The organism is Candidatus Methylomirabilota bacterium (assembly GCA_028870115.1).
Taxonomy (GTDB): domain Bacteria; phylum Methylomirabilota; class Methylomirabilia; order Methylomirabilales; family Methylomirabilaceae; genus Methylomirabilis.
The window spans coordinates 1-11,023 of sequence record JAGWQH010000022.1 but is presented as its reverse complement, the minus strand read 5'-3'; the positions used below and the strand labels follow the sequence as shown (position 1 = coordinate 11,023).

At 57.1% G+C, this 11,023-nt stretch carries 10 protein-coding genes and 1 tRNA gene; all 11 read right to left on the bottom strand.

The features are described 5' to 3' along the window. Nucleotides 1-3,207: DNA-directed RNA polymerase subunit beta' (gene rpoC, locus KGL31_01670; protein MDE2320613.1), on the bottom strand; the 3,207-nt coding region annotated here is incomplete at its 3' end. A 58-nt stretch (nt 3,208-3,265) separates the two neighbouring features. Next, complete coding sequence (gene rpoB / locus KGL31_01665) at nt 3,266-7,282, bottom strand: DNA-directed RNA polymerase subunit beta (GenBank protein ID MDE2320612.1); 4,017 nt, start codon at nt 7,280-7,282, stop codon at nt 3,266-3,268. Between the two features lie 36 nt (nt 7,283-7,318). Then, nucleotides 7,319-7,711 carry a 50S ribosomal protein L7/L12 gene (gene rplL / locus KGL31_01660; GenBank protein ID MDE2320611.1) on the bottom strand — a complete coding sequence of 131 codons (393 nt, stop codon included), beginning with the start codon at nt 7,709-7,711 and terminating at the stop codon, nt 7,319-7,321. Nucleotides 7,712-7,786: 75 nt separating this feature from the next. Next, a complete protein-coding gene (locus tag KGL31_01655) occupies nt 7,787-8,302 on the bottom strand; it encodes a 50S ribosomal protein L10 (GenBank protein MDE2320610.1) in 516 nt (171 codons plus the stop codon). A 31-nt stretch (nt 8,303-8,333) separates the two neighbouring features. Beyond that, a complete protein-coding gene (rplA, locus tag KGL31_01650) occupies nt 8,334-9,041 on the bottom strand; it encodes a 50S ribosomal protein L1 (protein MDE2320609.1) in 708 nt (235 codons plus the stop codon). Between the two features lie 84 nt (nt 9,042-9,125). Next, on the bottom strand, nt 9,126-9,548 hold the full coding sequence (gene rplK / locus KGL31_01645; GenBank protein MDE2320608.1) for a 50S ribosomal protein L11: 423 nt from the start codon (nt 9,546-9,548) through the stop codon (nt 9,126-9,128). A 42-nt stretch (nt 9,549-9,590) separates the two neighbouring features. Next, nucleotides 9,591-10,121, bottom strand: coding sequence for a transcription termination/antitermination factor NusG (nusG, locus tag KGL31_01640; GenBank protein ID MDE2320607.1), 531 nt, complete (start codon nt 10,119-10,121; stop codon nt 9,591-9,593). Nucleotides 10,122-10,151: 30 nt separating this feature from the next. After that, complete coding sequence (gene secE, locus KGL31_01635) at nt 10,152-10,346, bottom strand: preprotein translocase subunit SecE (GenBank protein ID MDE2320606.1); 195 nt, start codon at nt 10,344-10,346, stop codon at nt 10,152-10,154. Between the two features lie 167 nt (nt 10,347-10,513). Next, nucleotides 10,514-10,589: transfer RNA gene (locus tag KGL31_01630), tRNA-Trp, on the bottom strand. A gap of 88 nt (nt 10,590-10,677) precedes the next feature. Next, nucleotides 10,678-10,827, bottom strand: a complete 150-nt coding sequence (gene rpmG / locus KGL31_01625) for a 50S ribosomal protein L33 (GenBank protein MDE2320605.1) — start codon at nt 10,825-10,827, stop codon at nt 10,678-10,680. Between the two features lie 81 nt (nt 10,828-10,908). Further along, on the bottom strand, nt 10,909-11,023 hold a 115-nt coding region (locus KGL31_01620; protein MDE2320604.1), incomplete at its 5' end, for an elongation factor Tu.

Below are 11,023 nucleotides of genomic sequence, written 5' to 3'. Positions count from 1 at the left end.
GTGAGCGCTCACAGGCAGCAGGCAGCGGAAGACGGTCGCGCCCGCCTCGTCCTTGATCGAGATCCGAGGCTGTAAGTCCTCCCGTCCGTGCTCCACCACGACGCGCTGGGACAGGCCGGTGACCTCATCCACCTCCTCCCGGATGGTCACCCCCTCAACAACATCCCGGAAGTGCACCCTTCCGCCGTGTTCCGCCAGGATCGCGCTCGTAAATGGGTCCCACTCCATCAACACCTGTCCCGCCTTCACCGTCGCGCCGTCCTCCACTTTCAGATGAGCGCCGTAGACGGCAGGGTAACTTTCTTTCTTGCGGCCCTTCTCGTCGATCATACTGATCATGCCATTGCGGTTCATCACCACGTGGTCGCCCTTGGCGGTCTTGACCGTACGCAGGTTCGCAAACCTGACGATCCCCGCTCCCTTGCATTCGAGCGTGCTCTGCTCCACAGCACGACTTGCAGTACCTCCGATGTGGAACGTCCGCATGGTCAACTGGGTCCCGGGTTCACCGATAGACTGCGCCGCCAAGACACCGCATGCCTCTCCCAGTTCCACCAGCCTGCCGGTGGCAAGGTTGCGGCCGTAGCACTTGACGCAGATGCCGCGTCGCGCCTCGCAGGTGAGGACAGAGCGGATTTTGACCCTGTCGATGCCGGCATTTTCGATCTTGCTGGCCAACACCTCCACGATCTCCTGATTGGCCTCCACCAGCACCTCTCCTGTGAAGGGATCAAGGACATCATCCAGGCCTACCCGACCAAGGATTCTGTCACGCAGGGGCTGAATGATCTCACCCCCTTCGATGAGGGGCGTGACCCATATTCCATTGGGTGTGCCACAATCTACCTCGGTCACAATAACATCTTGCGCCACGTCCACCAGCCGGCGCGTCAGATAGCCGGAATCCGCCGTTTTCAAGGCCGTGTCCGCCAAACCCTTTCGCGCTCCGTGAGTTGAGATAAAGTACTGCAGAACGGTGAGCCCTTCCCGGAAGTTTGCGGTGATTGGGGTCTCGATGATCTCTCCGGAGGGTTTGGCCATTAAGCCGCGCATACCCGCCAACTGCCTGATCTGCTGGCGACTGCCTCTCGCGCCGGAGTCGGCCATCATAAAGACCGGATTAAATTCTCCCTTCTCCTCTGCTTCAATCTCTCGGAACATCTCATCCGACACACGTTCGGTGACGTGGGTCCAGATGTCGATGATCTTGTTGTAGCGCTCACCCTTGGTGATCAGGCCATCCTGATACTCGCGCTCGATCTTGACGATCTCCTTATTGGCGTCGTCGATCAACTTGCTTTTCGTAGATGGGATGAGCATATCATCAATACCGATCGAGATCCCGGCAAGCGTCGCGTACCTGAACCCGAGATCCTTCAGGTTATCCAGGAGCTTTACCGTTTCCGCATTCCCGAGGAGGTAGTAGCACTGCGCGATGAGACGGGTCAACTCCCGCCTGTTCATCTCCTGGTTGATGAATCTGAGTGTCGCGGGCAGGTGTTCATTAAAAATGCAGCGGCCTGGGGTGGTCTCGATCAGTTCACCTTCGATGCGGACCTTAACGGAAGCCATCAGACCCACCTCTTCGGCGTCGTAGGCTGCCTTGACCTCGTCCAGATCGGAGAATACCCGCCCCTCGCCCTTCTCGCCGGCCCTGCTCCGGGTCAGATAGTAGCAGCCCAGCACAATATCCTGGCTGGGAGCCGCAATAGGTAAACCGTTTGCCGGAGAAAGGATATTATGGGGAGCCAGCATCAGAACCGAGGCCTCGATCTGGGCCTCCGGCGACAGCGGCACATGGACGGCCATTTGGTCACCATCGAAGTCGGCATTGAAGGCCGCGCAGACCAGGGGATGGATCTTAATCGCCTCCCCTTCCACCAGCACGGGTTCAAAGGCCTGCACGCCCAACCGATGTAACGTCGGAGCACGGTTCAGGAGGACCGGATGCTCCCGGATCACCTCTTCCAGGGCATCCCACACCTCAGGCTTACTCTTTTCTACCAATTTCTTAGCGCTCTTGATAGTGCTCACCACGCCGTCTTTGAGGAGCTTCCTGAAGATGAAGGGTTTGAACAGCTCAAGCGCCATCTTCTTCGGCAAGCCGCACTGATGCAGCTTCAATTCGGGTCCTACCACGATCACCGATCGCCCGGAGTAGTCTACTCTTTTCCCAAGCAGATTCTGCCGGAAGCGCCCCTGCTTCCCCTTCAACATCTCGGAAAGAGATTTAAGGGGACGATTGTTCTGCCCTTTCAGCGCGCGGCCACGGCGACCATTGTCGAACAGGGCATCCACCGCTTCCTGCAACATCCGCTTCTCATTGCGGATAATGATGTCGGGTGCCCGGAGCTCAATAAGACGTCTGAGCCGGTTGTTGCGATTGATCACCCGTCGGTAAAGATCGTTCAGGTCCGATGTGGCAAAACGCCCTCCGTCAAGGGGGACCAGCGGCCGAAGCTCAGGCGGCAGCACCGGAATTGCGTCCAGGATCATCCATTCCGGCTTATTGCCGGAATCGATGAAGGCCTCCACGATTCGTAATCGCTTGGTGATTTTCTTACGGTTCTGTTGGGAGGTCTCTTGAAGCATCTGCGCGTGCAGACCATCAGCCAGTTCGCGAAGGTTCAGCCGCTTCAACAGATCCCGGATAGCCCCTGCGCCAATCCCCGCCTTGAAGCCGTCTCCGTACTCTTCACAGGCCTGGCGATACTGCTCCTCGGTCAAGAGCTGTTTTAAGGCGAAGGGAGTCTTACCAGGGTTCACGACCACATATGCTTCAAAGTAGAGGACCTTCTCCAGATCGCGGAGCGATATATCAAGGAGATAGCCGATCCGGCTGGGTACGCCTTTGTAGAACCAGACGTGTACGACCGGGGAGACCAACTCGATGTGGCCCAGCCGCTGTCGCCGCGCTTTACTCCTGATCACCTCGACACCACACTTGTCGCAGACAACCCCCTTATGCTTGATCCCCTTATACTTGCCGCAGTTGCACTCCCAGTCCTTTGTCGGACCGAAGATCTTGGAACAGAACAGCCCATCCCGCTCCGGCTTGAACGTCCGATAGTTAATGGTCTCCGGCTTCTTCACCTCTCCGAAGGACCACGACCGGATCTTCTCCGGCGACGCGAGTCCGATCCGAATGGCCTTAAAGCTGGTGGGATCGATGGTCTTTTCGTCGTAGAACCCGAAAAACTTATCCAACTACTACCTCCACACCCCTGGAGATTGCGGAATACCGTACGCCGCAATCGGAGCAGGGTTACTCCTTTTTCAACTCGACATCCAGGGCTAAGCTTTGCAGCTCCTTCACTAGAACGTTAAAGGATTCCGGGAGCCCCGGATCGAGGGTGCAATCGCCTCTGACGATCGACTCGTACATCTTGGTTCGTCCCACGACATCGTCTGACTTCACGGTCAGGATCTCTTGCAGGGTATGGGCCGCCCCATACGCTTCCAGCGCCCACACCTCCATCTCGCCGAATCGCTGTCCGCCGAATTGGGCCTTCCCCCCCAGGGGCTGCTGAGTAATCAATGAGTAGGGTCCAATGGAGCGAGCATGAATCTTATCATCTACGAGATGAGCCAGTTTCATAAGATAGATATAGCCGACCGTCACCTCCTGATGGAACGGCTTACCGGTGCGTCCGTCGTAGAGACTCGTCTTCCCGGAATCGGGCAGACCGGCCCGCTTGAGCCACGCCTTGATCTCTTTCTCTTTGGCTCCATCAAAGACCGGCGAGGCAACCCGCAACCCCATGACCCCTGCCGCCCAGCCCAAGTGAGTCTCCAGAATCTGGCCTACGTTCATCCGGGAAGGCACGCCCAGCGGATTCAGGACCACCTCGACGGGCGTCCCGTCAGGCAGATAGGGCATATCCTCCTCGGGCAGGACCTTCGCGATCACGCCCTTGTTCCCGTGTCGGCCGGCCATCTTATCACCGACAGAGAGCTTTCGCTTCATGGCCACGTAGACCTTGACCATCTTGAAAACCCCGGGGGCGAGTTCATCTCCTCGGGTCGCTCTGCTGATTCGCTCCTCCAAGAGCGTTTGCAAGACGTGGACCTGATTGTCTGCCGCATCGCTGATTCTGCTCGCCTTCCGACCTAACTCTTCGTCTAATCGCCCTGCGAGATCCACCAGGTTCTCGTGGGGCAGCTTATCCAGGATCTCGCCGGTCAACTTCTTCCCCTTGGGAACCATGATCTTACGCGTAAGCCGGCTCCGGATCTCTTTAGTGACATGTATGCCATCGAGGAGGGAACGCAGCTTTCTGTCTCGATCTGAAGCGATGATGCTGATCTCATCTTCGAAGTCTCTGCGGAGTCGGTTGACCTCTTCGTCCTCAATCGACTTGGCCCGCTCGTCCTTCTCAACGCCTTTTCTTGAGAAGACCTTCACATCAACCACCGTGCCGCAGATCCCGGGCGGGACATAGAGCGAGGCATCCCGTACATCTTCGGCCTTTTCGCCAAAGATGGCTCGCAACAGCCGCTCCTCAGGGGTGAGCACGGTTTCACCCTTAGGGGTCACCTTGCCCACCAGGATATCCCCTGGCTTCACCTCGGCCCCGATCCGGACGATCCCACTCTCGTCAAGATCTTTGAGCGCGTCCTCGCCCACATTCGGGGTATCGCGCGTAATCTCCTCCTTGCCCAGTTTCGTCTCACGCGCCTCGACCTCAAACTCCTCGATATGGATAGAGGTATAGCGATCATCCTTGACCAGCCGCTCGCTGATCAGGATCGCATCCTCAAAGTTATACCCACCCCATGGCATGAACGCAACCAGCACGTTCTGCCCCAGCGCCAGTTCGCCGTTCTGAGTCGCCGGACCGTCGGCGATCGCCTGGCCTTTGGCAATCCGGTCCCCCTTACTCACAATCGGCTTCTGCGTAAGACACGTATTCTGGTTGCTACGGCGAAACTTCACCAAGGTGTAGATGTCCACCCCCGTATCGTCCCCGCCGTCTTCACCCCTGCCGTCCGAGGAGCGGACAATGATCCGGTCAGCGGTCACCGATTCGACAATCCCTCCGCGTCGGGCCACCACAACAGCCCCGGAGTCTCTCGCCGCGGGATGTTCCATCCCGGTTCCGACCACGGGAGCCTCCGGCCGCAGGAGGGGCACCGCCTGGCGTTGCATGTTGGCGCCCATCAAGGCACGATTGGCGTCATCATGTTCGAGGAACGGGACCAGCGAAGTAGAGACCCCGACAAGTTGCTTCGGGGCGACATCCATGTATTCGACCTGAGCGGGGGGGACCGTGATAAAGTTGCCGCCGGATCGCGCCGAAACCCGTTCTGATGTGAACCGCCCCCGTCCATCCAACTCCGCGTTGGCCTGTGCGATGGTGTACTTCTCCTCCTCATCGGCCGTCAGATACTCGATCTCATCGGTCACAGCCTCATCCCGGACCTTGCGATACGGGGTCTCGATAAAGCCGAAATCGTTGACGCGGGCATAGGTAGACAGGCTGGCGATGAGACCGACGTTGGGGCCCTCCGGCGTTTCAATGGGACACATCCGTCCGTAGTGAGTCGGGTGCACGTCCCGGACCTCAAACCCTGCCCGTTCCCGCGACAGCCCGCCAGGGCCCAAAGCCGACAGGCGCCGCTTATGAGTCAGCTCAGCCAGCGGATTCGTCTGATCCATAAACTGAGACAACTGGGAACTGCCGAAAAACTCTTTCAACGCCGCCGTAACCGGCTTGGCGTTGACCAGGTCGTGCGGCATCAGGGTCTCCAACTCCTGCGTACTCATTCGCTCACGAACCGCTCGCTCCATTCGAGCCAATCCGATCCGAAACTGTTCTTCCAGGAGCTCGCCGGCCGACCGGACCCGACGATTGCCCAGATGGTCGATATCATCCACGGAGGTCCCGGCCTCCCCGTGCTTCAGCCTGAGAAGATATCGGATGGTCTCTACGATGTCGTCTACCTGGCCTATCCGTTCCTCCATGCCGGACGGTCGATATCGGCGGCACATGAGGGCATGAACCTCAAGCGGTACTTCAAGGCCGAGCTTACGATTGATCTTCAGACGTCCAACCTTGGAAAGATCGTAGCGCTTAGGATTGAAGAAGATGGATTCAAGAAACGCCTTGGTGGCTTCCTCGTTGGGCGGGTCACCCGGTCGCATTCTCCGGTACATCTCGGTCAGGGCGTCCTTTTCGGAGCGGGTCGAGTCGCGAACGATACTCTCCCGAATCTCAAATACATCCCGACCATCCACGCTGGCCAGTACGGCGAAGCTGCTCACTCCGCTTTTGAGAACCCGTTCCAGCGTTTCTTCCGTGATCTCCTGCGCGCATTCAAGGATCACCTCACCGCTTTTTGTGTCCACAATATCAGCGGCTGCAATCCTGCCGATGAGATCTTCTCTGTAGAGAGACACCTCCGTAATCTTCAGAGCCTGCAGTCGCTTCTGGGCCGCCTTTGTGATTCGCTTGGTCGCTCCGAGAATCAGTTGCCTAGTGTGAGGATCGGAAATATCCCTGCTCACTCGGAAACTAGTTGCGCCAGGCGACCCTACATGGAGCAGGAACTCCTTCCCCTTCTCTATACGCAACACATCCCGCTCATAGAAAAGGTTCAGGATCTCCTCATTGCTGCCGTAGCCGATGGCCCGCAGCAGAATCGACGCCAGAAATCTCCGTCTTCGGTCTACCCGGACATGGAGTACGTCATTCGCATCGAACTCGAATTCCAGCCAAGAGCCCCGGTACGGGATGAGGCGAGCGGAGTAGAGGATCTTGCCGCTCGGGTGAGTTTTACCGCTGTCATGGTCAAAGAAAACGCCTGGAGAGCGGTGGAGTTGGCTGACTACCACCCGCTCCGTTCCATTGATAATAAAAGTCCCTTGCGGTGTCATCAAGGGCATCTCTCCCAGGTAGACCTCTTGCTCTTTGATGTCCCTGATACTGCCGGGCTCGGAACCGACCGGCTTATCCCAGACCATCAGGCGAAGGGTCACTTTGAGCGGAACGGAGCACGTCATCCCCTTCTCAAGCGATTCCTCCGCACCGTACTTGGGTACCCCGAACTCGTACTTCACAAAGTCCAGGGACGCCGAGTTATCGTAATTAAAAATCGGAAAGATACTGGCGAAGGCCCCCTGAAGGCCGATCTCCTCGCGCGCGTGCGGCGGAACCTTCATCTGCAGAAACTGATCGAAGGACCGTCGCTGGATTTCAATCAGATTGGGAATAGAGATCACCTCTTTGATTTTGCTGAAATTCCAGCGCTCAGCAGCCACACTCTTCTTCACGAGGGCCATACGTTCTTCACTCCTTTTCTTTCTGTATTACTTGTATTACTTAAGTTCTGCAGTCGCGCCGGTCGCCTCGAGCTTCGCTTTGATCTCCTCCGCCTCAGCTTTCGACAGCCCTTCCTTCACCGGCTTAGGAGCGCCCTCGACCAGGTCCTTGGCCTCTTTCAGACCCAGTCCGGTAATGGCCCTCACCTCCTTGATCACCTGGATTTTCTTTTCCCCCACCGAGGCGAGGATGACCGAGAACTCCGTCTTCTCCTCAGCTACCGGCGCTGCAGCGGCCGAAGCCCCTCCGTGGCCAACCGCCGCCACCGGCATCATCGCCGTTGCAGAGACTCCAAATTTGTCCTCAATCCCCTTCACCAGTTTATTGAGGTCCAACACGGTCCAATTCTCAATCGAGTCCAACACGTCATCAACTGTGACCTTTGCCATCGTCATTCCTCTCCTTGACTGCGTAGTAACAGATATGCCGACGATGCCCGGGCCGCTTTAGGCCAAGGCTGGTCCCTACCCCTTCTGCCGCCTCACCGCCTCCAGGACCATCAGGAGGGAACGAAGGGGTCCATATAGTACAGCCACGAGGCCGCGCAGGGGGGATTGCACAATACCGGCGAGTCTAGCCGCAAGCACCTCACGCGGAGGAAGATCGGCCACCGCCATCACCTCTGACCCGGCCAGCACCCTTCCCTCCGCGAAACCGGCTTTGATCTGGAAGGTCGGTTTCGTCTTACTGAATGCAGCGAGGAGCTTGGCCGGCGCGGTAGGATCACCTTTGCCATGAATAATCGCTGTTGAGCCGACAAGATACGGCTTGAGATCCTGGAGCTCCGTCGCTGCAGTGGCCAGTCTGGCGAGGGTGTTCTTCACGACCCGAAGAGTCACCCCTTGCTGCCGAAGCTGTTTTCTCAGTTCGGTCAACTCGCTCATTGTGAGGCCCCGAGGGTCTGCCAGCATAGCGACCGTCGCCCCTGCCAGCACGGTCTTGAGCTCATCAACCACCGCTGCTTTTTCTACCCGCTTCACTGTCCCCTCCATGCTCGGTCAGCTGACTACCCTAGCTCTTTGCCAACCCCACCAGGGTATCAAGGTCCACCCTTACACCCGGCCCCATTGTCGACGATATAGCGACCCCGTTGAGGTATCGACCCTTACTGGAAGCCGGCTTGGCCCGGAGCAACGCCTCCAGCAACGCCACGGCATTCTCATAGAGCTGATTCGCCGTAAAGGAGGCCTTGCCGAACGGCGCATGCACGATCCCTGCCTTCTCCGTGCGATACTCAATCTTTCCGCCCTTAAACTCTCTGACCGCTCTTCCAACATCGAAGGTGACGGTGCCGGTCTTCGGGTTAGGCATCAATCCCCGAGGACCAAGAACCTTTCCGAGGCGTCCCACTAAACCCATGACGTTCGGGGTTGCGATCGCCCGATCGAATTCGAACCAACCCTGTTGGATCTTCTCTATCAAGTCTTCACAGCCCACGTAATCGGCGCCAGCCTCCCGAGCGTCTTTCTCTTGTTCGCCCTTTATGAAAACCAGTACTCGAATACTCTTCCCTGTTCCATGGGGCAAGACCACCGTACCCCTTACCATCTGATCAGCGTGCTTCGGATCGACCCCCAGGCGGACAGCAATTTCCATGGTCTCATCGAACTTCGCGCCGGCATTCGACTTTACCACCTCTATCGCCTTAGCCAAGTCGCACGAGCCTACCCGTGTCACCGTTTCCGAAGCCGCCCCGTAGCGCTTTCCAGCTTTCGACATGTTCTCCACCCCATCCAAGCAGGGTCTAGGGTTTAGGGGTCAGGGGTTAGGTTATCCCTTCACCTTATCCCCCGTACCCTGTTTTTAGACTACCTCGATCCCCATAGTCTTCGCCGTTCCCTCGATAATCCTGACAGCCGACTCAAGCGACAGCGCATTCAAGTCCGGCATCTTCGTTCGCGCAATCTCCTCTACCTGTTTCCTGGTCACCTGTCCTACCTTTGTGCGATTCGGTTCTTTCGAGGCCTTGGCGATTCCAACAGCCTGCTTCAGTAAGATTGCCGCCGGGGGAGTCTTGGTAACGAACGTGAAAGTCCGATCCACGTAGATCGTGATAACAACAGGAATCACCAGACCCTCTTCTGATGCTGTCTGCGCATTGAAGGCCTTGCAGAATTCCATGATATTGACGCCATGCTGCCCGAGCGCAGGGCCGACCGGCGGCGCCGGGTTGGCCTTGCCGGCTGGAACCTGAAGTTTCACAATCGCTGTAACTTTTTTTGCCATAAGGACCTCACATGCAGAAGCTGTCAGCTGTTAGCTGTTCTTTCAAACCTTTTCAACCTGTAGAAACTCCAAGTCCACCGGTGTCGGTCGCCCGAAGATGCTGACCATCACCTTCAACCGCCCCTTTTCGGGTTTCACCTCATCAACGAGGCCGGTAAAGTTGGCGAACGGACCATCGATGACTCGAACACTTTCTCCGCGAAGGAACATTACCCTGTGTTTCGGCCGCTCGGCCCCTTCCTCTACCTGCTGCAGGATGGTTTGTACCTGCTCCTCCGGAACCGGCGTCGGTTGGGTCGCCGGGCCAACAAAGCCGGTCACTTTCGGGGTATTCTTGACAAGATACCAAAGCTGCTCGGACATCTCCGCCTTGATCAGCACGTACCCTGGAAAGAATTTCCGTGAGGAAACCGTTCGTTTCCCCTTTTTGAGTTCTACCACGTCTTCGGTAGGAATCATGACCTTAGAGATCTTATCAGACAGCCCCAACGCCGCAGCTCGCTGCTCGATACTCTCCTTCACCTTGTTCTCAAAACCCGAATACGTATGGATGACGTACCAACTTTGCGACATGGCCTGATCTGCTGGCATCGATTGACCCGGCTACCTGACCAACAGGGTAAGCAGCCTCTGCAACGTGGCGTCTATCACCCCGAGGAAGAGCGAGAGAATAAAGACCGATACGATGACAACGATAGTAGACCCTACGACTTCTTTCCTTAGGGGCCAGTTGACCTTTTTCAGCTCAATCCTGACCTCTTTTAAGAATTGAACCAACTGCTCCCACCGTTGCATCATCGTCGTCTTTCCGCTCCTCCGGCTCTCCGACTTCGGTAGATCATCTCACTCTGACCCTGAGATGGTAAGCTCCGACATAAGATCTCAAGAAGGCGAATGTGTCGCCGCCGAACTGCTGCCGAGACGTTACCTTTTCTAAAACTGCGAAAGGTTCTCACGCCGTCATGTGGCAGGCCAGGAGGGATTTGAACCCCCAACCCTCGGATTTGGAGTCCGATGCTCTGCCGTTAGAGCTACTGGCCTCTCATGGGTTCCAGGCTCCATATCTCAATCACCTCAGCCATAAATCCGGATCCTGGCCGACACCTGGAACTTAAAACCGGGAACAGTTTTACTTGGCTTCCTTGTGGGCGGTGTGCTTGCGGCACCAACGACAGTATTTGCTCAGTTCAACCCTATCCGGCGTATTCTGTTTATTCTTCGTCGTTGAATAATTTCGCCTTTTGCACTCACCACAGGCCAATGTAATTATCTCACGCATCGTTGCTCCGCACGCTCCCTGCGCTCTCTATGAGGGAAGCACTCGCTACCTGTAAGCCGTAATTCTGAGCGACACCCACTCCTACTCCACCACCTCGCTCACCACGCCGGCCCCGACGGTGCGGCCGCCCTCGCGGATCGCGAAGCGTAACTCCTTCTCCATGGCGATCGGCTGAATCAGTTCGACCGCAAGGCTG

What these genes read in the sequence shown, in the direction of transcription:
- rplK (MDE2320608.1), bottom strand. Translation starts at nt 9,548, where the DNA reads ATGGCAAAAAAAGTTACAGCGATTGTGAAACTTCAGGTTCCAGCCGGC.
- secE (MDE2320606.1), bottom strand. Translation starts at nt 10,346, where the DNA reads ATGATGCAACGGTGGGAGCAGTTGGTTCAATTCTTAAAAGAGGTCAGG.
- rpmG (MDE2320605.1), bottom strand. Translation starts at nt 10,827, where the DNA reads ATGCGTGAGATAATTACATTGGCCTGTGGTGAGTGCAAAAGGCGAAAT.
- rpoB (MDE2320612.1), bottom strand. Translation starts at nt 7,282, where the DNA reads ATGGCCCTCGTGAAGAAGAGTGTGGCTGCTGAGCGCTGGAATTTCAGC.
- rplL (MDE2320611.1), bottom strand. Translation starts at nt 7,711, where the DNA reads ATGGCAAAGGTCACAGTTGATGACGTGTTGGACTCGATTGAGAATTGG.
- rplA (MDE2320609.1), bottom strand. Translation starts at nt 9,041, where the DNA reads ATGTCGAAAGCTGGAAAGCGCTACGGGGCGGCTTCGGAAACGGTGACA.
- nusG (MDE2320607.1), bottom strand. Translation starts at nt 10,121, where the DNA reads ATGTCGCAAAGTTGGTACGTCATCCATACGTATTCGGGTTTTGAGAAC.